Source organism: Halopseudomonas salegens, assembly GCF_900105655.1.
In the GTDB taxonomy this organism is placed as follows: Bacteria; Pseudomonadota; Gammaproteobacteria; order Pseudomonadales; family Pseudomonadaceae; genus Halopseudomonas; species Halopseudomonas salegens.
In genome coordinates this window covers 2,179,119-2,201,548 of record NZ_LT629787.1, presented here as the reverse complement: position 1 = coordinate 2,201,548, position 22,430 = coordinate 2,179,119, and the positions used below count along the sequence as shown (strand labels likewise).

General features: G+C 56.7%; 18 protein-coding genes. 15 read left to right on the top strand and 3 right to left on the bottom strand.

Translation table 11 applies throughout. The features are described 5' to 3' along the window. The first annotated feature begins 78 nt into the window (after positions 1-78). From BLU07_RS09980 to BLU07_RS09960, 5 genes are all read left to right on the top strand, one after another. A complete protein-coding gene (locus BLU07_RS09980; RefSeq protein WP_092386521.1) occupies positions 79-384 on the top strand; it encodes an STAS domain-containing protein in 306 nt (101 codons plus the stop codon). A gap of 7 nt (positions 385-391) precedes the next feature. After that, positions 392-2,113, top strand: coding sequence for an ATP-binding SpoIIE family protein phosphatase (locus tag BLU07_RS09975; protein WP_092386519.1), 1,722 nt, complete (start codon positions 392-394; stop codon positions 2,111-2,113). 20 nt (positions 2,114-2,133) lie between these two features. Continuing rightward, on the top strand, positions 2,134-2,475 hold the full coding sequence (locus BLU07_RS09970; RefSeq protein WP_092386516.1) for an Hpt domain-containing protein: 342 nt from the start codon (positions 2,134-2,136) through the stop codon (positions 2,473-2,475). A 103-nt stretch (positions 2,476-2,578) separates the two neighbouring features. Beyond that, on the top strand, positions 2,579-3,232 hold the full coding sequence (locus tag BLU07_RS09965) for a response regulator transcription factor (protein WP_092386514.1): 654 nt from the start codon (positions 2,579-2,581) through the stop codon (positions 3,230-3,232). Positions 3,233-3,319: 87 nt separating this feature from the next. Continuing rightward, positions 3,320-6,808: a hybrid sensor histidine kinase/response regulator gene (locus BLU07_RS09960; RefSeq protein WP_092386512.1), complete on the top strand. Its 3,489-nt coding sequence runs from the start codon at positions 3,320-3,322 to the stop codon at positions 6,806-6,808. Positions 6,809-6,853: 45 nt separating this feature from the next. Here BLU07_RS09960 and BLU07_RS09955 read toward each other — a convergent pair whose 3' ends face one another. Next, positions 6,854-7,543 carry a crotonase/enoyl-CoA hydratase family protein gene (locus tag BLU07_RS09955; RefSeq protein ID WP_092386510.1) on the bottom strand — a complete coding sequence of 230 codons (690 nt, stop codon included), beginning with the start codon at positions 7,541-7,543 and terminating at the stop codon, positions 6,854-6,856. Between the two features lie 171 nt (positions 7,544-7,714). Here BLU07_RS09955 and rmuC point away from each other — a divergent pair, with 171 nt between their 5' ends. The 3 genes from rmuC to BLU07_RS09935 all read left to right on the top strand — a co-directional run bounded on the left by rmuC (position 7,715) and on the right by BLU07_RS09935 (position 12,183). Beyond that, positions 7,715-9,364, top strand: a complete 1,650-nt coding sequence (gene rmuC, locus BLU07_RS09950; RefSeq protein WP_092386508.1) for a DNA recombination protein RmuC — start codon at positions 7,715-7,717, stop codon at positions 9,362-9,364. A 288-nt stretch (positions 9,365-9,652) separates the two neighbouring features. Then, positions 9,653-10,603, top strand: coding sequence for a tetratricopeptide repeat protein (locus tag BLU07_RS09945; protein ID WP_157719174.1), 951 nt, complete (start codon positions 9,653-9,655; stop codon positions 10,601-10,603). A 707-nt stretch (positions 10,604-11,310) separates the two neighbouring features. Next, positions 11,311-12,183 carry a hypothetical protein gene (locus BLU07_RS09935; RefSeq protein ID WP_157719173.1) on the top strand — a complete coding sequence of 291 codons (873 nt, stop codon included), beginning with the start codon at positions 11,311-11,313 and terminating at the stop codon, positions 12,181-12,183. 134 nt (positions 12,184-12,317) lie between these two features. Here BLU07_RS09935 and BLU07_RS09930 read toward each other — a convergent pair whose 3' ends face one another. Next, the gene (locus BLU07_RS09930; protein ID WP_157719172.1) at positions 12,318-13,979 is read right to left on the bottom strand and encodes an alpha/beta hydrolase; all 1,662 of its coding nucleotides are present in this window, start codon (positions 13,977-13,979) and stop codon (positions 12,318-12,320) included. 197 nt (positions 13,980-14,176) lie between these two features. Between BLU07_RS09930 and BLU07_RS09925 the strand changes: the two genes are divergently transcribed. The 7 genes from BLU07_RS09925 (at position 14,177) to BLU07_RS09895 (ending at position 20,451) form a co-directional block, all read left to right on the top strand. After that, on the top strand, positions 14,177-14,668 hold the full coding sequence (locus tag BLU07_RS09925; protein WP_157719171.1) for a hypothetical protein: 492 nt from the start codon (positions 14,177-14,179) through the stop codon (positions 14,666-14,668). 83 nt (positions 14,669-14,751) lie between these two features. Further along, positions 14,752-15,069, top strand: coding sequence for a hypothetical protein (locus tag BLU07_RS09920; protein WP_092386496.1), 318 nt, complete (start codon positions 14,752-14,754; stop codon positions 15,067-15,069). A gap of 139 nt (positions 15,070-15,208) precedes the next feature. Further along, positions 15,209-16,375 (top strand): cation:proton antiporter, encoded by a 1,167-nt coding sequence (locus tag BLU07_RS09915; RefSeq protein WP_092386494.1) that lies wholly within the window; start codon positions 15,209-15,211, stop codon positions 16,373-16,375. Positions 16,376-16,453: 78 nt separating this feature from the next. Next, complete coding sequence (locus BLU07_RS09910; RefSeq protein WP_157719170.1) at positions 16,454-16,951, top strand: MerR family transcriptional regulator; 498 nt, start codon at positions 16,454-16,456, stop codon at positions 16,949-16,951. 60 nt (positions 16,952-17,011) lie between these two features. Beyond that, a complete protein-coding gene (locus BLU07_RS09905; RefSeq protein WP_092386490.1) occupies positions 17,012-17,593 on the top strand; it encodes an NAD(P)H-dependent oxidoreductase in 582 nt (193 codons plus the stop codon). Between the two features lie 205 nt (positions 17,594-17,798). Next, positions 17,799-19,064 carry a DUF7933 domain-containing protein gene (locus BLU07_RS09900; protein ID WP_157719169.1) on the top strand — a complete coding sequence of 422 codons (1,266 nt, stop codon included), beginning with the start codon at positions 17,799-17,801 and terminating at the stop codon, positions 19,062-19,064. 13 nt (positions 19,065-19,077) lie between these two features. Then, positions 19,078-20,451 carry a C13 family peptidase gene (locus BLU07_RS09895; protein ID WP_172830110.1) on the top strand — a complete coding sequence of 458 codons (1,374 nt, stop codon included), beginning with the start codon at positions 19,078-19,080 and terminating at the stop codon, positions 20,449-20,451. A 106-nt stretch (positions 20,452-20,557) separates the two neighbouring features. On the opposite strand, the gene BLU07_RS09890 is transcribed toward BLU07_RS09895, so the two are convergent. After that, positions 20,558-22,342 carry a DUF4153 domain-containing protein gene (locus tag BLU07_RS09890; RefSeq protein ID WP_092386484.1) on the bottom strand — a complete coding sequence of 595 codons (1,785 nt, stop codon included), beginning with the start codon at positions 22,340-22,342 and terminating at the stop codon, positions 20,558-20,560. Between the last annotated feature and the right edge of the window lie 88 nt (positions 22,343-22,430).

The following is a 22,430-nucleotide window of genomic DNA, read 5'->3' as shown; positions in this document are numbered from 1 at the left end:
AGACCGGACTTGAGCGGCAGCTGACTGAAATGCTGCTATGCTGAACATTATTCAGGCGAGGGTGTTGAGGAGCAGCGCATGCCGATTCAGGCTGACCTAACGGAAAGTGGCCAGTTGCTAACCATCAAGGTAAGTGGACGCTTCGATTTTTCATCCCATCAGGTATTTCGCGAAGCGTATGAGCGGGCAGGTTTGTCCCCGAGGCGCTATTGCATTGATCTGCAGGATACCGACTATATCGACAGCTCGGCACTGGGCATGTTGTTGCTGTTGCGCGACCACGCCGGCGGTGATGTGGCGGATATTCGCATCCAGCATGCGAGCCCGGAGGTGCGCAAGGTCTTGAGCATTTCCAACTTCGAACAACTGTTCACTATCGAGTAGGCATCCTATGGCTGCGGCAGTGCCATCCGGGGCTGAGCCGCCAGCCGGCTTGCGTATTCTGGTGGCGGATGACAACCCGGCGGATCGACTGATTCTGTCGCGTTTGGTCTCGCGCCAGGGGCATGAGGTATTGGCGGCCGAGAATGGCGCCGATGCCGTTGAGCAGTTCCTTCGTGAGCGTCCACAGCTCATCCTGCTTGACGCCATGATGCCGGTGATGGACGGGTTTGCAGCTGCCCAGTTGATTCGAGAGGCGGCCGGTGAAGACCTGGTACCGATCATTTTTCTTACCAGCCTGACCGAAACCCATGCGCTGGTGCGCTGCCTGGAAGCCGGCGGCGACGACTTCCTGACCAAGCCCTATAACCCGGTGATTCTGCAGGCCAAGATTCAAGCCTTCCAGCGTATGCAGGAAATGCATCACACCCTGCAGCAACAGCGTGACCTGATCAGTCGACAACACGAACGCATGGTGCATGACCAGGAGCTGGCCAAGCGGATTTTTGACCGTGTGGCGCATGCCGGGGCGCTGGATGCGCCCAACGTACGTTACCTGCAATCCGCCTACGCCATGTTCAATGGCGATGTACTCCTGGCAGCCCAATGCCCGGCGGGGGGCATGCACGTGTTGCTGGCCGATTTTACTGGCCATGGTCTGTCGGCCGCCATCGGCGCGATGCCACTGGCGGAGGTCTTTTACGCCATGAGTGCGCGGGGCTTTGCCTTGCAGGATATTCTTGCGGAGCTGAATGACAAGCTGGAGCGTATCCTGCCGGTCGGAGTGTTCTGTTGCGCCTTGCTGGCCGAGATCAACCCGCTCAAACACAAGCTGGAAGTCTGGAATGGCGGCTTGCCGGATGCCGTATTGCTGGATGTGGATGGCAGCGTGCAGCATTGGTTGCCTTCGACCCATTTGCCGCTGGGCGTGGTGCCCAATGACCGCTTTGACGTCAGCACCCTGACCCTGCCAATGTCAGCCGGTCAACGCTTGTTATGCTGGACTGACGGCATTATCGAAACCCGAAATGCGCAGGGCCAGCAGTTTGGTGATCAGGGTGTGGCGAAAGTGCTGGCGGCAGGAAGCGGGCAGCCGGAACAACTGTTTGACCATTTGCTGTCAGCGATCAAGGATTTCCATGGTCGCAAGGATGATGATCTGAGTCTGCTGCAGGTCAGTATGCCAACTGATGTTTTGCCTCGATCACCAGCCATGCGTTTTCGCAGTCAGCGAGAAATGCACGATTGGCGACTGGAGCATGTATTTCGTGCCCAGGCCATTCGCACCCAGAATCCATTGCCCTGGTTGCTGGATGAACTGTTGCGCGTACCCGGCTTGCGTGACCATGCGGGCACACTGGCAACCGTTCTGTCCGAGCTCTTCAGTAATGCCCTCGAGCATGGTTTGCTGGCGCTGGATTCATCACTCAAGTCCACGGCTGAGGGCTTTAACCGCTATTACCTGCAGCGCAGTCAGCGTTTGCAGCAGCTGGAGGAGGGCTGGATTCGCGTCATGCTGGATCATACTCAGGAGCCCAGTGGGGGGCGTTTGTTGATAGAGGTGCAGGACAGCGGCCAGGGTTTTGTGACGGCGAAGACCGGAACTGTCATAGCCGACAGTTTCCGTTATGCTGGACGCGGATTGACATTGGTAGCAGCGCTGACGGATGAAATGCAGGTGCTGCCTGATGGGCGCGGGGTGCAAGTGCGTCTTGCCTGGCACGCCCCGTGAGGACTAACTGAAGGATGTCTATGAGTGATGCCCTGCCGGATCTGGATGATGATGTGTTGGCCGCACTGCGGGAGTTGATGCAGGATGATTATCCGCTATTGGTGGATACCTTTACTCGGGATGCTGAATTGCGTCTGCGGCAGCTGCAAAGCCATTTGCAGGATAGTGACTGGCGCGCTTTGCGCTACAGTGCGCACAGCTTCAAAGGCAGTTGTGGCAATATGGGCGCACTGGCGTTGCAAGAGCTCTGCCTGCAGGTAGAAGTTGCCGCAGATTCGGCAGATGAAGCGACTGTCAGGGCGTTGCTGTCACAGATGCACACCGATTTTCAGCGGGTTGCTGATCGTCTGCGTTGCGCTTAGCCTGCGCCGAGCATGCGAATGTATCGAATTGACGCAGCCTGACCTTGGTGGCAGGCTTTGTCGCGTGAAATAACAATCCCAATAAAACGACCGAGACCATTCCATGGCGCCCAGCTATGACATCCTGATCGCAGACGATCATCCGCTGTTCCGCAGTGCTTTGCGCCAGGCCCTGAGCCACGGCCTGAATGCTGAGATCAACCTGACCGAAGCCGGCAGCATTGCCGAATTGCAGAATAACCTTGATCAACGCAGTGACTGGGATCTGGTATTGCTGGACTTGAACATGCCCGGCGCCTACGGATTTTCCGGTCTGGTTTTACTGCGGGGTCAGTATCCGCAGATTCCGGTGGTCGTGATCTCGGCGCAGGAGGAAGAGCCGGTGATCAGACGCGCACGGGACTTTGGTGCCAGCGGATTCATTCCCAAATCTTCCAGCCTGGAAGCCATCCAGCAAGCGGTGCAAGAGGTTCTGGAAGGCGGCGTCAGCTGGCCTTCCAGCGGCGAATCCGCAGGCCCGGTGAGTGATCAGGAAAAGAATGTCAGCGCCCAGTTGGCCAGCCTGACCCCGCAGCAATTTCGTGTGTTGACCATGGTCTGCGATGGCCTGCTGAACAAGCAGATTGCCTGGGAGCTGAGCGTATCCGAAGCGACGGTAAAAGCCCATGTGACCGCCATTTTCCGTAAACTCGGGGTGCGCACACGGACCCAGGCGGCCTTGCTGTTGCAACAGATGGAGTTGACCCAGAAGGCCTGATTGCAGGCTCTGCGACCAAGGTCGGCTGGGCAAATCCGGGTCTGCCTGCCAGACTGAATTCAACCTTCACGTATTGATGATGTTGCCATGCTGCCTGGTACTCTGGTCGCCGCTGTTTTCCTGTTGTACATAGCACTGCTGTTTGCCATCGCCTTCTGGGGTGACAGGCAGCCGGGTGGCTTTGCACCGCGTCTGCGCGTCTGGGTGTACAGCCTGTCACTGGCGGTCTGGTGTACCAGTTGGACCTTTTTCGGCGCAGTCGGTATGGCCAGCGAGCAGCTCTGGGGCTTCCTGCCGATCTATCTGGGACCGATTCTGTTGTTCCTGTTCGGCTGGAAGCTGTATGCGCGCATGATCGCCATCAGCAAGCATGAAAACATCACCTCCATTGCTGATTTTATCGCTGCGCGTTACGGCAAATCCCAGGCCCTGGCCGTTGCGGTTACCTTGCTCTGCCTGGTCAGTGTGCTGCCCTATATCGCCCTGCAGCTCAAAGGCATAGTGCTGGGTTACAACCTGCTGAGTAACCCGGCAGCCCTCTACAGTGCTGAATCGGACAACCTGGGTGCACAGGACACGGCACTGGTGGTTACCCTGGTGCTGGCGCTGTTTACCATTCTGTTCGGAACCCGCAGCCTGGACGCTACCGAGCACCACAAGGGCATGATGCTGGCGATTGCCTTTGAGTCCATCGTCAAACTGCTGGCCTTTATGGCCGTGGGTGCTTTCGTGGTCTGGGGCATGTTTGGCGGTTTCGGTGATCTTTACCAGCGAGCGCTGGAAAGCCCGGTGCTGACCGATTATTGGCAGCGCGATACCATGATCACCAGTCTGCTGTTTCAGACCTTTATCGCCATTCTCGCGTTTCTGTGTCTGCCGCGACAATTCCAGACCGCAGTGGTAGAAAACAGCCACCCGGGTGACTTGCGCACTGCGCGCTGGGTCTTTCCGCTGTACCTGGTGTTGGCCGCACTTTTTGTTGTGCCGATCAGCCTGGCCGGGCAAATGGCTAGCGGCGGCGGAATGTCGGCCGATGCCTATGTCATCAGTGTTCCCTTGTTGGAGCAACGCCCCTGGCTGGCCATGCTGGCCTTTCTCGGCGGCGCCTCGGCGGCTACTGGTATGGTTATCGTCGCGGCCATCGCGTTGAGTACCATGGTTTCCAATGATGTGATTCTGCCGTTGATGCTGCGCAAGCAGCAAGGCCGCGAGCAGTCCTTCGAAGCGTTCCGCGACTGGCTGTTGAACATCCGCCGCACCAGTATTCTGGTGATCCTCTTGCTGGCCTATCTGGTCTATCGTCTGATCGGTTCGGCGGGCAGTCTGGCCAGTATCGGTCAGGTGGCCTTCGGCGCCATTGCCCAGTTGGCCCCGGCCATGCTGGGTGCCCTGTTCTGGAAGCAGGCCAACCGTAGCGGCGTGTTTGCTGGCCTGGCTGTAGGGGTCAGTCTGTGGGCGTATCTGTTGGTGTTGCCGTTGCTGGCCGCTGCTTTCAGCTGGAACGTACTGGTCTTGCCGGGTCTGTCCGCGCTGCATGAGAATGCCCTGGGCTTGCCCCTCGACAGCCTGACGCTGGGCAGCTTGCTGGCCCTGCTGGGCAATCTGCTGGTGTTTGTGCTGGTCTCGATGTTCAGCCGTACCCGGGTGCTGGAACATTGGCAGGCCAGTCGCTTTGTCAGTCAGGATGCCAGCACCTGGGATGACGGCCCGAGTCGTGCCTTGTTGAGAGTGACCGTGGAGGATTTGCTGACCCTGGCCGGGCGCTTTGTCGGTGAAGAGCGCGCGTTGTACAGCTTTCAGCGTTATGCCGAGTTGCAGGCACAGGAGTGGCAACCCCAGCAGATCGCCAATAGTGGTTGGATTACCCACAGTGAGCGCCTGATGGCCGGTGTACTGGGGGCGTCATCGGCACGGGTGATGGTCAAGGCCGCGATTGAAGGCCGCGACATGCAGTTTGACGATGTTGTGCGCATTGTTGATGAAGCCTCGGAAGTGCTGCAGTTCAACCGTGGCCTGCTGCAGGGGGCGATCGAGAACATTACCCAGGGCATCAGCGTGGTCGACAAGGAGCTGCGTCTGGTCGCCTGGAATAACCGCTATCTGGAAATGTTCGACTATCCCGACGGCCTGATCATTATCGGCCGGCCAATTGCCGATCTGATTCTGTGCAACGCTCAGCGTGGCCTGTGCGGCCCGGGTGATCCGCAGGAGCATGTCGACAAACGCATCAACTGGATGCAACAGGGCACCGCTCACCGCTCGGAACGACAATTCCCCAGTGGCCAGGTGATCGAGATTATCGGTAACCCGATGCCGGGTGGCGGTTTTGTCATGAGCTTCACTGATATTACCGCTTTCCGTGATGCCGAACAGGCCCTCAAGGAAGCCAATGAAGGGCTGGAGCAAAGGGTCGATGAGCGCACCCGCGAACTCTCCGAATTGAACCAGGCTCTTTTGCTGGCGCAGGCACAGACCGAAAGAGCCAGCCAGTCAAAAAGTCGCTTTCTGACCGCGGTCAGCCATGACCTGATGCAGCCGCTGAATGCCGCGCGCCTGTTCTCGGCTTCACTGGCGCACCAACAGAACCTGCCGGGAGAAGCACTGGAGCTGGTGCAGCATCTGGATACGTCCTTGCGTTCGGCAGAGGATCTGATTTCCGACCTGCTGGATATTTCCCGGCTTGAGGCCGGGCGCATTACGCCAGAGTGGTCGGACCTGGTGCTGGATGATCTGTTCGAGCCGCTGCGCGTCGAGTTTGGTGCGCTGGCCAGTGGGCAGGGAATAGATTTACGCGTGTGCGGCAGCCGTTTGCGTGTGCGTTCAGACCCACGCTTGTTGCGGCGCATTCTGCAGAATTTCCTGACCAATGCTTTCCGCTACGCCGGACGCTCCAGAGTCTTGCTTGGCGTGCGGCGTCAGGGCGAGCGGGTACGACTTGAAGTCTGGGATCAGGGGCCGGGTATTCCACGCGACAAACTGCAGATCATCTTTGAAGAATTCCAGCGTCTGGACAGTCACCGCACCCAGGCAGAAAAGGGCCTCGGGTTGGGATTGGCAATTGCCGATGGTTTGTGCCGGGTACTGGGACATGAGCTGCAAGTGCGTTCGTGGCCCGGGCAAGGCAGCGTGTTCAGTGTCAGCTTGCCTCTGGCTCGCAGCAGTGCAGTGCGCCCGAGCGCAACATCGGAGCTGAACGCTGCCGAAGTCAGTGGCGCCCAGGTGCTGTGCATCGACAACGAGCCGAATATTCTCACCGGCATGCACAGCTTGCTCAGCCGCTGGCAGTGCCAGGTGGCAATCGCACGGAACCGTGAAGAAATCACTGCCGTGCTGGCGTCCGGCTTCATTCCGCAACTGGTGCTGGTTGATTACCACCTGGACGCCGGTGACACCGGCATGGCCGTGATGCACTGGCTGCGCGAGCAATTGGGCGACATTCCCGGTGTGGTTATCAGTGCCGACGGTCGCAGCGAACTGATTACCGAGATTCGCCTGGCCGGGCTGGATTTTCTGCCCAAGCCCGTCAAGCCGGCTGCCTTGCGCGCACTGATCAGCCGTTACGTTGCGCTCAGTTAATGCCGACAGCTCAGCAACGTGCAGTCGGCAATATCGCGCTGTTTTTCAGAGTGCGTGCTGCTTGTCCTGCGCAATGGCTTGATCCAGTCGCTCCAGCAAGGCCTTGCGGGTTTTCAGTTTGGTTGCCTTGTGCGCCTGCATGTTCAGTTGTGTCAATTGCTCAGCCATTTGCATGGCGGTCTGCTCAAGAGCATCGGCTGCCACTACCTGGTCAAGAAACCCGGCTGCGACCGCTTGCTCGGGAGAGAACATTTCCGCATTGATTACCGAGCGATTGAATGCTGAAGGGGTCAGGCGGGCACGCGCCAGTTCGATGCCGACATGATGCATGGTCATGCCAATAGCAACTTCGTTCAGGCCAATCTTGAACGGGCCTTCCACGCCCACACGGTAATCGGCCGACAGCAGAATAAAGGCCCCCTTGGCGACCGCATGGCCAGTACAGGCAACAATGATCGGGTAAGGATGAGAAAGCATGCGGCGGGCCAGGGTAGAACCGGCAGCGACCAAAGCAATGGCCGCCTCAGGACCGGAAGTCATTACCTTGAGGTCGTACCCACCAGACAGCATGCCGGGCTGGCCTGAAACAACCACAACGGCACGATCAGCTTCGGCTTGATCCAGCGCCTTGTTGAAGGCTTCAATAACGGCAGGAGAAATGGCATTCACTTTGCCATTGTTCAGCTTCAGGTGGGCAATGCCGGCGGAAAAATCGTAGCTGACCAGGTCGCTCATGGGTGCTCCTTCAGGGGTCGGATTGGAAATCTGCTGCAGTTTAGCAATAAATGACCAGAACCCCTACATCGGTCATTTCACTCTTGCCTGCCGGAGGCAATGGTTTTGTTCAGATTGGGTACAATGATGATCTGCCCGTTGCAGCCGCTTATTTCACGCCAGGAGCTTCATATGCCAGCAAGTACATGGACCGTCGAAACCATCAGTCTGCTGAGCGTGGCAATACTGACAGCGTTATCAGCCGGCTACCTGTTGGCAGCTTATGTCTATGGCCGACGGATTGCCCGCCAGGGCTTTGAGCTTGAACAGCTGCGCATCAGGGCTGAACAGCAGCAAGCCGAATGTCTGGCCGAACAGGCCGAGCGTCGTCAGACCGAGTCCCGGTTGCATCAGCAAGAGCTGGCAGAAAGCCGCTTGCAGGAGCAATTGCGCGCCGCTGAAGACCATGCCAGCCGGTTGCGGTCAGAGCTGGAACAGCTGAAAGCGGAACGCGAAACCCTGCGCAGTGAGCTGACAAGGGCACATGAGCAGCGCCACGAAACGGAAAAACAGGTGGAGACCTTGCAGGCCAGGCTGTTTGCCGAAGAAGAGCGGGCAAGCGAATTGCGTGAACGTTTGACTGCCAACAGCCAACTGGACAGTGACTACCAGGCCCTGCGCGAGCAGCATGCGCAACTGAAAACCACTTTGGAACGGCGTGAAGAACACTTCAAGGAACAGTTGGCATTGTTGGCTGAAACGCGGCAATCCATGACGCAAGAGTTCGAGAATCTGGCCAACAGAATCTTTGAAGAAAAAGGCAAAACCTTCACCCATACCAGCCAGGCCAGCATTGACCATCTGCTCAAACCCTTCCGCGAACAGATTACCGGCTTTCAGCAGCGCATCAATGAAGTCCATGACGCTGCCTTGCGTGGCAATAGCAGTCTGGGTGCCGAGATCCGCAAGGTGCTGGATATCGGCCTGCAAATGAGCAAAGAGGCGAATAACCTTACCTCCGCGCTCAAGGGTGACTCCCAGCAACGCGGGGCCTGGGGCGAGGCGCAGCTGCGCCGCACCCTTGAAATGAGCGGCCTGATGGAAGACGCGCATTTCGAAACGCAATCGTCATTCAAGACCAAAGACGGCAAAAACAGGCAAACCGACTACCTGATCAAACTGCCCGATGGCAAACACATCATCATCGACAGCAAGGTATCGCTACTGGCCTATGAGCGCGCCGTCAGCGCTGAAACACCGGAGCTTGGCAAGCTGGCCATGGACGAGCACATCAAAGCGGTGCGCCGACATATCGACGAGCTCGCCGCCAAGGATTACACCAACCTGGTTGGCATGCGCAGCCCAAGCTTTGTGTTGATGTTCATGCCGATTGAGCCAGCCTATATCGAAGCGCTGAAGAACAATCGAGACCTGTTCGAATATGGTTACAACAAAGGTATTGTGCTGGTATCACACACGACCCTGATCCCTATTCTGCGTACGGTTTCAAACCTGTGGATGATCGAACGCAGTAACACCGAAGCCCGTGAAATCAGTGAGAAAGCCGGTGAAATCTACAACCAGGTCGGCCTGGTAGCCGAGCGCCTGAGCAAGCTGGGTGTCACCCTGGCAACCGTCAGCAATCATTACAACAACACAGTCACCGCCCTGGCCGGCAAACAGGGCCTGTATGGCAAGGTTGACCGCTTCAGCCAGCTGTCGGCCAAGGCCAGCAAGTCATTGCCCAGTCTGGAGCCGGCACACATGGATTTCGAACATGACCGGCTTGCATTGGTCGTGGAAGCAATACCGGATAAAGACGATGCAACGGATTCAACCTGAACACTCTGAGCGGTAATACGGGTCAGCATTCAGCAGGAATAGCAGTCAAAACTGGTCAGCGAGGCCCAAGTGAGTTATGTTCTCAAACCATGGCAGGATGCCAGTTCGCCCCCGAATGGATGCACTGACACCCTTCCTGCGTTACCCCAACATTTGATCCCAGTCACCACCGGCATGCTCGCGTATTCAGGGTAGGGCGGTAGCGTATCTAAAAGGCAGTAGTCTCCAGCAAATGATGGACAGGGTGGTCTCCAAGCTGGATGTGCTCTTATCTTACATAGGATGTTTATGAATCTGCTTACAAAAATACTGCTTGTCCTTGTTGTGTATTCTGGTTTTAGCTTCAGCGCCCATGCAGGCGCAACGCGGCATATGACCAGCACTCCGGCCCAGCAGGCTGCCTATGATAAAGCTGTTGCGCTGCTTGATGGTTGGCGGGGCGATCCCCGTGCTCTCGATGCAGCCAAAGTCAAACTGGATGGGGTGCTTCGCGCTGACCCTGAGTTTGCCCCTGCCCATCGCGCCTATGCGCGCTACTACATCATGAGCAGTTATATCAGTGGAGGACGGTACGAGCCAGAAGGGGTGGCTGCTGCCGAACGCTCGGTCGATGAAGCCCTTCGACTGGATCCTGGATACGCGGATGCTTATGTGTCGGCGGGCAATATATATTATTTGCAGGATCGCCTGACTGACGCCCTTGATGCATTGGACAAGGCAAGGAAAATTGGCACTGAGAGTCCATGGTTGGCCTTGAACACGGCCAACGTACTGATTGCTCAAGGCAAGCATGGCGACGCCTTGCTGCTTTACCAGAGTGTCATTGACAGTGGTACGGAAAGCTCGAAAGCCATGTCATCAGCCTTTGGGGGACTCCTGGATTATTATAAAGGTAGTGGACAGTTCGAGAAGGTGGAGGAAACCTACCATCGGCAGATAGCCAACGATCCGGACTCTGCCTGGCTTTACGGCAACTACGGTGCATTCTTGCTCTGCACAAAGGATGATGCAGAGGCTGCTATTGTTCAATTCAGAATGGCATTGGACCGAATGCAGTACGGGATGGCAATCAGCGGGCTGGCTGCCGCACTTTACCGACAGGGAATCAGCCAGCCAGACAACAACCGTGACTTTATTTCAGAGGCTAAGCGATTACGCCAGGGCACTCCCGTTCAGGTTGTTACCCAGTTCTGTCATGGCGGGCCTGCGGTACTGATTATGCAAAACGCTGCAATTTAATTGATGCAACCTGGGTAATAACGCCAGGATCGTTGGCGCTAATGCAAGATGGGTGCACTTCTTGCGTCGATGTTCCAGCCGCATGCTTTATTTGGCCGATCCTGTCATGCAGATGAAAGTATCTCTTTCCTGCGCGTGTTCATCCGGGTGTTAAGTGAAGGTCTTCCGTGAGAGATTGCGGGGCACCGTGAATATAAAAATATAGAGATAAGAGGTCAGATAAATGGAGTTGCTAACCTATCTGGGGGTTGGAATAGCGATCATTGGGGCGTTGGGTTTTTTGATTGCGGCCTTTCAACAGAGTATATGGTGGGGGCTTGGGTGCTTTTTTCTTTCACCCATCAGCTTTGTGTTTCTGGTTATTCATTGGTCTGAAGCTAAAAACCCGTTTTTCTTACAATTAATCGGGTTGGCTATAATAATGTTGGCATCAACTTAGGTTACGGTTGTGGAATCAAATTCATGGTCATTTGCTCAAAACGCTTTGAAGGTTCTGCTCTCTGCGTAAAACCGACATTGTTTTTAAATAACCTTGAATCCATTAACTGAGTGTTGCACTTGGACCTTGAGACCGCCATGCCGCCATGTGTTGGCATCAACTCCAGTCGGCAATTCCGGAGCTTTCGCGTGACCTACACCCTGTTCAAGGCTATGCCCGTTACCACTCCTGGTAGAGCACCACGGGCAATCTACGATAAAGAGAAACAATGAGCCAATCTACTACTCTGGACCCATCGTGGGCTGAATGCCTCGACGTGGATTTCATGTTTTCCAACCACAAGCAGATCTATAAACGGCGGATTGAAAAGCGTCAGCGAAAATTGCTGTCGAAGATTCCGGATCTTTCACAGTTTCTGCGTACGGACGAACGGGTGTTGCTCGTCGCCACTTGCTGTTCGCCTACGTCTTTACTTGAGCAACTGACCGGCGGCTGGATCGTGTTCTATATAAACCGGGCACTGCTGGTCATCACCGATCAACGCATCCTGCATCTGCCGGCCACGCCAAACTTCGGTTATCGCGATAGTATCGCTCAGGTTGAATATGCTGATTGCGAGGATATCCGGGTGGGCAGTCGCCACCTGAAAATCCGCTACCGCAACGGCAGCAAGGAGACGTTCCTCTTTCTGCGAAATGAGCGTGCAAAACTGAAGGCGCACTTCAAAGATTTTAAATCAGGCAGCCGTAGAGGTCCTTCATCCACTCTGGGCGGGCGGGTACATCTGTGCCCGCGCTGTACAGCTCCGCTACAACCAGATCATTACCAATGCGACAAGTGTCGGCTCACTTTCAAGGATATGGGGACGGCTACTCGACTGTCGCTACTGCTGCCCGGTGGCGGGTACTTTTATACGGGTCACTGGTTCCTCGGTATTGGCGATTTGATGGTGGAGGCGGGCTTGCTATTGCTCGTGGCCGATGCCATGTCCGGCGGTCTGGCCGGGCAAGAAGGCAGCTGGGAAGCGGCGACTTTCTTCGGTGGGTTGCTAGCGATTGAAAAGCTCATTACCGTGTATCACGCTCGGCGCTATATCCGCGAATACCTGCCCAACGACAGGCCGGTTACACCTCGTGGGTGATGGGAAACTGCATGATTGGGCGTTTCACCCTATCATGCGGTAACTGCCGAGGGCGTTTGCGGGAGCTTGCCTTTTGTCTGAATTGGTGAGCTGGCAATTAGCCAACCCGCCCTGGCCGCAGTTTGACGAACAGGTCAATACCGACCAAGACGGTGCTGTGCAATAAACCGCGCGGCATCGCGTCCAAAGTTACCTGCGTAGCGCTCCATCACACGGATACGATCATCCAGGCCGTAGAGCTGATATTGCGCTTCCATTACCAGGCCGTAGTTCGGCAGATGTACCAGGTCGACTGTTCTGCCAAGATACTCGGGTAGCGTTACCTTGTGATCAATGTAGTGGCTGGTATAAAGCAACTCCATTAGCGGTGAGTCACTGTTGACGCCAGCCGGTGCGTGGCCGTAAATCAGGCGTTGTTCGTCGTCCAGCAGGTCAGTCTGATATCTTGCTGCAACTGCCGTTTCAAGGAAATGACTGCGAAACCAGTGCGGCGAAAATGAAGTCTGCGCATCGCGGGTGACGACGCCACGGACACTGGATGACGTTCGCCGGACCTCAGACGGGTCCGATGGGTTGGCGATGTCACGCACGGCGGCGTGGACCGCTACACCGCCACCCAGCGACGTGCCCACCAGAAATATGTCATCAGGGTTGATATTGAGCGCTGCGGCCTGGTGGCGAGCAAACTGTATGGCGTGGCTGAAGTCGTCGACTGAGGTCGGTGTGAGGTCGTCCTCGAGCTGCTTTAGCGGGTGCCTGAAATCTATTGATGCAACGACCACACCTGCGCCTGAGTCAGCGATATCCAGCAGATGACTGAGTAGTGACTGATTGCGCGAGAGCAGTGATTCCTTGTTCGATCCGGCTGAATGTCCATAAATGATGAGCGTGGCCGGCGGGGCTTCTGGATTTAGACGTCCGTCTGGGTGCGAATAATAGAGATCCATGCGTAACCCGTCCGGCTGGCCATCGCCACGTTCAGGCACCCAACTGACGTCAGGATCGCCATAGTAGATATTCGAGTAATACCCGCATACGGGGCTGCACCCAGTTACGGGCTGGTAGTGGGCTGCCAGATCAGCTGCCGAGAATGGTTCCGGCACATCCACGCCATCGGGAGGTTGACCGCCGGTGACCATGGCAAAACCACAGGCCGAACTGGCTGTGCCTTCATCGACGCAGAAGCGTAACAAGCGCTCTTCGCCATCTTTGAGCCCACCGGAATACCTGATGGTCTTGAATCCTGATTGCGGGCTGGTGGCTGTTCTCCGCTCGCGCAGCTCGTCGTCAATGTAGAAAAGCTGGTCGGAAGCCGTTGGTTTCAGGATGGTGTAGCCGATGTCAACGGACGTCAGCGGAGGTAGGTGGCCGGCGACACCACTGGGACTGATCTCAATGGCCTGTTCGGGCGTCAGAACATGGCCGGCGCGAATACTGACTTGGTCGCAGGGCGCAACCGGCGTTGCGCCGATACAGATACGCAGCTCCAGCAGGCGATCCTTTGCCAGGCCAGCAGGGTAGGTCAGGTTGAAAGTACCGGAGGCGGTACGGTCAATCAGGTTGGCATTCCTGACCAGGACAAGGGCCTCGTCGATATAAAAATAGTGATCGCCACCGGCATCAGGGATAACCTGATAGTGGACTTTGAAACGCTCGCCGGGCGGAACAGTATAGCCTTGGCCAACTCCGAATATCCTTACGACGGAATCGGCGGCGTACACAAGGGGCGAGCTGAGCAGCAGGCCTGCGGTTAAAGCTTGAAGTGCTGTGTGAATGGCGCTCACAGGGGAAGGCATAGGCCATTTCCTCCAGGGCATAAAGGAACTTCAAGACAAGTAGACAGTTATTAAATTATCTGGAGCGAGTCGTCAAGCGAAGTTCTCTACAGCTCATCAGTTCGTGCCGCCACCGGCTTGGCGCGATCGTCATTTACCATGAACGGCTTTGGAAATGTAGGTGGTTTGTGTTTTCGGTAATTCAACAGACGGAGGTTGTGTTGATTGTTCGAGCGATCATTGTTTTTACTTTTCTGCTGGCTGCCGGGTGCTCCGAGCCTTACCCGGCTGCCGACCAGGAGATTGGTCCGAACGGCGAACCGCCTGAGGCTCTTGAGCTGATATACCAAAAGCAGTTTTTGGCCGAGGAAAAGAATTACGTTCTGGCTTTTGGCATCGTCCATCGTTTTTTGGTTGATAATCAATTTTCGGTCAGTTACAACCCGTGCTTTGACGATGTTCTGAATATCAGAAAACGCAAGAAAGGATTCACTTGCATCGCTGTGCAGGCGGATCAGGGGCCACCAACCAAGGTGTATTTTCGGCTGATTGTGGATGAGGTGCTGTTCAATCAGCTGGATAATGACAATCGATGGTTTTTTTCAATCGAAATCTATGGGTTTGGATCAGAGCAATCGCTGATAGACGATTTTTCGGCCGCTGTCGAGCCGGGGTTGGCGCAACTCTATGTCGGGGAACAAGGCAGATGAAGCAACTACCTTCAAAAGGGCTGACTGGCGAACCGGAGTCTGTGGTCGTGGTCATTGGCACACGCCTCGGGAGTCCGCGATAGGTGCACTGGGTTACAGTTGACGTTGAAGCGTTGCTCACTATGCTGCCTGGCGAGGAATCGGGCTGGACCAACCCGGTGACCTCGGGCCTGCGTCCAAATCATAATTTTCTCGGGCCGGGTAATTCCGAGATGTGTATGGGGCAAATCATGGTTGCCCAAGGGGCGGGGATCGCTCCAGGTGAGCAGGGTATTGTCCGGATCCGGTTTGTAGTGCTTCCTGAATATGCTGCGATGCTGAAGCCCGGTTTTCGCTGGCGCCTCCAGGCGGCCAGCCAACATTTCGCCAATGCTGAGGTCCTGGCCATTCACGGCGCCTGACCAGTGGTTGCTCGCGTGGAGAAAACTGCGTGCAATTGTGCTACAGGCTTGTTCATGAGTGTTTCTGGATGGCAGGATGTAAATCGGTGACCGCGGCAGGTTGTCGACCCTGTATCACTCACTGGCTTCAGGAGTAACCATGACCGACCTGACCTCGGGGCTTGTTCTGTTGGGGTTCATTTTTCTGGTTGGCCTGGCCGCCGAATCGTTGGGGCGGCATACGCCGATTCCTCGCGTGACGTTATTGATCATTGCTGGCGTAGCTTTGGGCCCGTCGCTGCTGGGCTGGCTGAACCCTGCAGGTACCGAGTGGTTCAATGTCGTTTCCCAGGTTGCTCTGACCATGGTCGGCTTCCTGCTGGGCGGGCATTTGAGCCGACGGACTTTGCAACGTCATGGGCGTGATGTACTGGCGTTGTCTCTTGCTGTCACCATTTTCACCGCAGCCCTCGTGTTCACTGCAGTCTGGTTGGTGACCGACGACCTGGCGCTCGCTTTACTGCTGGGTGCCCTGGCGACTGCAACGGCACCTGCGGCGACGACGGATGTTGTGCGTGAGAGCGGTGCAAAGGGGTCGTTTACCGATACGCTCCTGGGGGTTGTGGCCGTGGACGACGCCTGGGGGGTACTCATGTTCAGTCTGATGATGGCTGCAGCATCGATGATCGATGGCGGTAGCGGCATGGCTGCGCTGAGTCACGGGGCATGGGATATCGGCGGGGCCGTGGTCCTGGGCGTGGTCCTGGGCGTCCCGGCTGCCTTTGCTACCGGGCGGGTCTCGCCGGGCGATCCGACCCTGGCCGAGGCGTTGGGTCTGGTCTTTTTATGCCTGGGCGCCGCGCGCTGGTTTGAGGTTTCTTTCCTGCTTGCCGCCGTAGTCATGGGTGCGGTAGTGGCCAATCTTGCCCGCCATCATGCCCGGCCTTTTCACGCCATCGAGCATATTCAGTGGCCTTTTATGCTGGTCTTTTTCCTGCTGGCAGGGGCAGCATTGAAACTGGATGCGCTGGCGGCAGTGGGCTTGCTTGGCACCGCTTACATTCTTGCGCGTGTCTGCGGGCGCATGTTTGGTGCCTCGTTGGGGGCAAAGTGGAGCGCCATGCCCAAAGGTTCTGGCCCCTGGATGGGTGTTGCATTGTTACCCCAGGCTGGCGTCGCGGTGGGTATGGCGCTGGTCGCCGCCGAACAGTTTCCTGATCGCGCTGCTGTGCTGCTGCCAGTGGTACTGGGGGCGACAGTGGTATTCGAAATCATCGGGCCTCCCTTGACGCGCCTGGCGCTTCAGCGAGCGAAGGTGAGGTCGTGACGCTACACGCTCGCTCGAGTTGTTTACCGCATTCCATGCTCGCCGTGAAGCCAGCGCGTTGCCGCTTCAAGGGGGTGAATGGGCACTGGATCCGGTGCATTGCAATTCTGCTGGCTGGTTTTTCGACATATTCTGCATGGAGGTGATCAGGTGCTTATCGGCGAATTAGCGCGACGCACAGGTGCATCCCCGAAGGCAATAAGGCTCTATGAGGCCCGGAAATTGCTCCCTAGGGTCCCCCGGAAAGGCGCCTATCGGGTCTATGGTGAAGAGCATGTGCAACAGATTCAGGTCATCCGTCAGGCGCAAGTGCTCGGTTTCACGCTCACGGAACTTGGTTCTGCACTAAAGGCTGATCAGGTAGAGCCGGATTGGGAAACGTTGCTGCAGCAGCTGGATCGAAAGAAAACGGCCATACGCAACACTATTCGCCAGCTGGAACAGCTTGAACTGCAAGTCGACCGGATTGGAGCGGATATACGGCTGTGCCTGGCCGAGTCAGCGAATACCTCGCAAGCGCTGTGTGAAGGTGTGGCCCGCACACATATGGAAAATATGCCCAACGGACACCCTTGACTCTGCCCCTAGGGGCAAGGTGCACACTCTTGCGATCATGCACTGATCGGGAGACCTGATATGGGTGACAGGCGTATTTTGCTGGTTGTGGGACATCCTTCGGCACAGAGCTATGGTTCTGCGCTGGCCGAGGCTTATGCGGAGGAGGCAATACGGAGCGGGCATCAGGTCAGGTGGTTGCGGCTGGATCAACTGGCGTTCGACCCCCTGTTGCACGACGGTTATCGGTCGGAGCAGGTGCTGGAGCCCGACCTGCAGGCGGCTCAGGACTGGATGTTATGGGCTGACCATCTCGTATTTGTGTACCCGGTCTGGTGGGGCAGTACGCCAGCTCTGATGAAGGGCTTCCTGGACCGTACGTTTCTCCCCGGATTTGCCTTCCGGTATGTAGCTGACAAACAGTTTCCTCAGCAACTGCTGAAAGGAAGGTCGGCTCACTTGCTGATCACGATGGATACGCCCCCCTGGTATTTTCGCTGGGTTTATGGTGCTCCAGCCGTGCGTCAGATGAAGGTGACGACATTGGAGTTCTGTGGCATCCGCCCGGTCCGGAGCTTGCTGATGGGGCCAATACTGGGTTCGACGCCAGCACAGCGGGACCGTTGGTTGCGCAAGGCGCGCGCCCTTGCCGCACAGTTGTAGATGGTGGCAAGCGTGTTGGGTTGCTGCACGTTGATATAACCGGAATCAGGTTCCTGGTACTCTCGAATGCTACTATTCATTGGTCAATTTCTCTGAGACCAGAACCGTGAACCTGATTTCTCCATCGCTCCAACGCCATACGCCAGTTGTCTGTTCAGTTCTATTGGCTGTGCTCAGCCTGTTTGCTGCATCGCCAGCCATTGCAATGCCGACTTTTTCGAAAACCTTTGCTCCGGAGGTCATCACGCCTGGAAGCATCTCGCGCCTGACGTTTTCGATCGACAACACGGCAGAGCCCCTCCCGGCTGAAAGCCTTGAGTTTACTGACAACCTGCCCGCCGGGGTCACCATTGCCGGTGTGCCGAGTGTGAGTAATTCGTGCGCAGGAACAGTGACCGCGTCAGGCGGCAGCACCGCGATCACTCTGCTCAGTGGCAGTGTTGGGGCGAATGACTCATGTCAGGTTGCCGTGGATGTGACTGCGTCGACGCCTGGCATTTACACCAACGTGTCCGGTGACCTTACCTCTACTGCCGGTAACAGCGGTAGTGCCACTGATGATCTTGAAGTCACCCGTCTGGCGATTTCCAAAGGGTTCATTGATGACCCGGTGTCTGCTGGCGGCATGGTAACGCTGCGCTTCACGTTGGAAAATTTCACCAGTTCTGCGGTGACCAGCCTGGCCTTTACTGACGACCTTGATGCAACGCTTACCGGTCTTGCGGCACAGGGGCTGCCGCTGGCAGATGTTTGCGGCGCAGGTTCCCAGGTGAGTGGTACCAGCCTTCTGACCTTGACCGGCGGCTCACTTCCGGCCAGTGGATCGTGCACTATTGATATTACCCTGCAGGTGCCAGCCGGCGCCCCACCGGGTGATTACCCCAATATCACAAGCAACCTTTCCGGTATTGTCGGCGGCGTCCCCACGGATGCCCCACCTGCGAGCGATGATTTGCAGGTAACCGTATTGCCTTTGCCCCCTGGTTTTACCAAGAGTTTCTCGCCAGCTACGGTCAATGCCGGCGTGGCCAGCACGCTGACATTCACTATCGACAACAGTGCGGGAATTTTGCCGGTGACCGGGTTGAGCTTTACGGACAACCTGCCCGCGGGTCTGGTCGTGGCGACACCATCAAACAGCTCTACCACCTGCACCGGTGGAACCCTCACTACCGTACCGGGGAGTGCTACCGTCGCTTATACCGGTGGTACAGTGGCGGCAGGTGGCACCTGTGTGATTCTGGTCGACGTGAGCGCCAATACACCAGCCATCTATAACAGCATTTCAGGTGAGCTGGCCACGTCTTCAGGCTCCAGCGGTATTGCCAGCGCGACATTGACGGTAGTGCTGGCAGCCGGGGCGATCATGAATGTCCCGACTACCAGCTCCTGGAGTCTGCTGATGCTGGTAATGCTTCTGGCCGTCAGCGCTTTGTGGCGACGTCAGATAAACCCCTCATTCCGACTGTGACTCGATGACAAACATGAATGCTGATTTTATGCGCCCCTTGCGTATTGCTCTGCCTCTGATCGCCGTGGTGTTGCTCACGGCTTGCGACGCCCCACCATTGCTGTCACCCGATGCACGCTTGCCTGATGGCAGCACGTATGCCGGCGATATTCGCGAAGGACTTTTCCATGGCCAGGGCGTTCAGCGCTTTGCCAGTGGTTTGACCTACCGCGGTGAGTTCCGCGATGGCTACTGGCATGGTCAGGGCGAGCTTGAGTCGCCTGCAGGCTGGCGCTATGAAGGTGAGTTCGAGAAAGGGCAGATGGCTGGGCAGGGCGTGTATGAAGATGATGACAGCCGTTATGAGGGCGCATTCCAGAATGATGACTTCAACGGTCATGGTCGTTACGACGTCCCAGGCGGAGTTTATATCGCCGAATTCGCCGACGGCGTTCCGGTAAAAGGGCAGCACGTTACCGACTTTGGTACTTATGAGGGTGAATTCCATCAGTGGGCTTACCATGGCGAGGGCACCTTTTCGTATACCGATGGGCTCGAGACTACGGAGAGCCTGTCAGGCACCTGGGAATATGGTGAATTGGTTGATCGCGAAGAATACGTCGCGGAAGACCTGCCAGCCCCTCTTACCGAGCAGATTCTGGTTGAGAACCACCAGCGTCTGAATCAGCAGATCGAAAGCCTGGCAGCGGAAAGATCGGGCGAGACAGATGTCTACTTCCTGGCTGTCGGCGGGGACGGCACAGAATCCGTATTCATGCGCGACATCCAGGTGGCCACCAATGGCTTGCAGACGCAGTTTGATCTGGAGAATCGTTCTATCATGCTGCTCAATCATCGAGCGTACAAAAACTTTCCCCTGGCTACCCGGCCGTCTATTGCATCAGCACTCAAGGCATTGGATGAGCAAATGAATCCGGAGGAAGACCTGCTGGTCGTTCACCTGGTCAGCCATGGCGGGAGTGACGGCCAGTTGTTGTTGCGTCAGCCCGGAATCGATCTGCCGAACCTGTCGCCCCAGGACTTTGCCAAGATGCTTGAGCCACTTGATGCTCGGCGCAAAGTGTTGGTCGTGTCAGCGTGCTATGCCGGCCACTGGCCCAATGAGCTCAAGGACAACGACACCCTGATACTGGCCTCCGCCCGCGAAGACCGCACGTCCTTTGGCTGTGGCGATGACTCGGAAATGACCTGGTTCACCAAGGCTTTGTACCAGAGCGTTGGCTTGTCATTCACTGATCCAGACGCCATGTTCAAACAGGTCAGTACGCAAATAAGAGCCTGGGAAGAAGAAATCGGGATGAAAAAAGAGAGCTGGTCCTATCCCCAATTTCACCTTGGTGATGATCTGCGGCAATGGCTGAAACAGACGTTTCCGCGTGAAGGCTAAGCCTGAAACAAGCTCAGGCGCGTATAAGCCGTAGTGTAACCTTTCGGGCTGCCCCTGGTGCCGTACGGGCTTGTCGGGCAGCCCTTCATTCAGTGTGCCTGACTGACTAGGGGGGGCTGGAAAGCTGGTGTCGGCCGGCTTCCAGGTTTGGCCGCAGACTGTACAGGCATGGACCGCTCTGATAGATCGTCAGTGGCCCCGGTATACGCTGCAGGTCGAGCTCAGGCATGACTTTTTCACAGTCGTCTGTATGCCGCGCCTGTATCGCTCCCAGACGCTCCAGACTGCCGGTTGGCTGCCAGCCGGTGTTCTGCTCGGTATACGCCAGCGTTTGATAGCCGTGGTGCACTTCTATCAGCCACTGGAACCTGGGTTCATTGTCGATGCGCAGAGCCCTGCAAGGCTTGATCCGACTCAGACAGGGTGATTTCTGCTCGATTAGCAGTGCCAGCAAGGACTCTGGGAGTACGGCGTCGTCGGGGCTGACATTAAATTGCAGAGCCACCTCGCTCAGGCTGTCGGTATCGACGACTGCGTCCTGACTCCAGCGATTGGTTTGTTCGAGTACACGCTCGATACGTCGGGTCAGATCAGGTTTTGTCTCGGCAAACTCGCTGTCAGCCAGTGCGCGCAGGGCGATATCTCCTGGCTGGCCCAATTGAAAGCGTATATAGGCGTAGTCAAAGTCATCTACTGTGGTACGACCGTCCATCAACCGTTTGACCTGGTGCTGGGCGGCCCAGTGGCGCATGTCAGCCAGCGGTGTATTGATCAGGACCAGTACAACGGCCACCAACAAGGCCAACCATAAATTGGCACGTTGCAGGCTGGGCAGGGCGGTATGGCGGCGCCAGAGCAGAATCAGACTGTAACTGAAGGTAAAGGCTGCGGTCAGAATTTGCAGCACAGCGGCCCAGAGCCGGTCCAGGGTGAGCCCGTATTGGTCGATTCGCAGCCAGAGCGCCCAGGCAGCCAGCAGGCTGCCAAGCGGCAGCAGCACCACTGCAAGCAGGATCGGGCCGCGAAGCCACGCCGGGTAGGGTGGTTTGTCACGGGGCTGATGGAAGACCGCATTGAAGAACAGCAGAAGGGTCAACATCAGGGCCATCAGCATTTGCGCGGCCTTGCCGGTATCCCAGATGGGCTGCAATCCGGTCCAGGGGAGTACGGCAAAAAACAGCAGAATGATCAGGGCTACCAGTGGCAGCAGTGCCTTGATCAGCGCTTCGCACATCAAGCGTACGTTGGCGATGAAGCGGAAGCGGTTGCGAATCATCACCAGGCCCAAACCGATGACCAGCCAGCTAACCGGATAAATAAAAGCCGGTTCCTGAAACAGCGATTTGAAAAAGCCCAGGCCAATCGCGTCAAACAGGGCGGCCCAGAGCCACAGCAGCGCCCAGAAAACACCGACGAACAGGCCCAGTTGGGCGAGTGTCAGGGCATGCTCCCATGAATACCCCAGCAGTGGCTGATAGGCCGTCGGCCATGTGCCGTTGGCAGCGCCGCTGCGGAAGAACAGCGCAAGGATGAACAGGGCTACCCCTGCAGCCATACAGAACGCGAAGGTAAACTGGTGGCGTTGTCGCGTTGTTTCGGGCATCTGTTCGACCCAGCCAAGATGCCAGCCGAGCCAGAAGAGCAGTGGTGCCAATAGCAGAGGCAGCAAATTGATGCGTCCACGCAGTTGCACAATGCTGATCAGGTAGAAGGCCGGCAGACCAATTGTCAGGGTGTATAACGCCTTGAGCCAGCGCTGGTCGGCGGCCAGCCAGTGCTCGTGGTCGATGGCCAGGTGCAGGGCATACAGCGCATAGCCTTGCATGACGGCGATGATGATAAGACCAAGGCTGGTTGCCCGGTCCAGGGTGTGCAGGCGGCTATCTTCCATGATGGTTCTTCAATTGTTGGTTGGCAGGGTGAAGGGAGGTAAGCTTCTCATCAGTTTGATCACCGCACAAATGAAAAAGCCCCAGCGA

Coding starts and splice junctions, on each gene's coding strand:
- BLU07_RS09980 (WP_092386521.1), top strand. CDS start 79: ATGCCGATTCAGGCTGACCTAACGGAAAGTGGCCAGTTGCTAACCATC.
- BLU07_RS09975 (WP_092386519.1), top strand. CDS start 392: ATGGCTGCGGCAGTGCCATCCGGGGCTGAGCCGCCAGCCGGCTTGCGT.
- BLU07_RS09970 (WP_092386516.1), top strand. CDS start 2,134: ATGAGTGATGCCCTGCCGGATCTGGATGATGATGTGTTGGCCGCACTG.
- BLU07_RS09965 (WP_092386514.1), top strand. CDS start 2,579: ATGGCGCCCAGCTATGACATCCTGATCGCAGACGATCATCCGCTGTTC.
- BLU07_RS09960 (WP_092386512.1), top strand. CDS start 3,320: ATGCTGCCTGGTACTCTGGTCGCCGCTGTTTTCCTGTTGTACATAGCA.
- BLU07_RS09955 (WP_092386510.1), bottom strand. CDS start 7,543: ATGAGCGACCTGGTCAGCTACGATTTTTCCGCCGGCATTGCCCACCTG.
- rmuC (WP_092386508.1), top strand. CDS start 7,715: ATGCCAGCAAGTACATGGACCGTCGAAACCATCAGTCTGCTGAGCGTG.
- BLU07_RS09945 (WP_157719174.1), top strand. CDS start 9,653: ATGAATCTGCTTACAAAAATACTGCTTGTCCTTGTTGTGTATTCTGGT.
- BLU07_RS09935 (WP_157719173.1), top strand. CDS start 11,311: ATGAGCCAATCTACTACTCTGGACCCATCGTGGGCTGAATGCCTCGAC.
- BLU07_RS09930 (WP_157719172.1), bottom strand. CDS start 13,979: ATGCCTTCCCCTGTGAGCGCCATTCACACAGCACTTCAAGCTTTAACC.
- BLU07_RS09915 (WP_092386494.1), top strand. CDS start 15,209: ATGACCGACCTGACCTCGGGGCTTGTTCTGTTGGGGTTCATTTTTCTG.
- BLU07_RS09910 (WP_157719170.1), top strand. CDS start 16,454: ATGGGCACTGGATCCGGTGCATTGCAATTCTGCTGGCTGGTTTTTCGA.
- BLU07_RS09905 (WP_092386490.1), top strand. CDS start 17,012: ATGGGTGACAGGCGTATTTTGCTGGTTGTGGGACATCCTTCGGCACAG.
- BLU07_RS09900 (WP_157719169.1), top strand. CDS start 17,799: ATGCCGACTTTTTCGAAAACCTTTGCTCCGGAGGTCATCACGCCTGGA.
- BLU07_RS09895 (WP_172830110.1), top strand. CDS start 19,078: ATGAATGCTGATTTTATGCGCCCCTTGCGTATTGCTCTGCCTCTGATC.
- BLU07_RS09890 (WP_092386484.1), bottom strand. CDS start 22,342: ATGGAAGATAGCCGCCTGCACACCCTGGACCGGGCAACCAGCCTTGGT.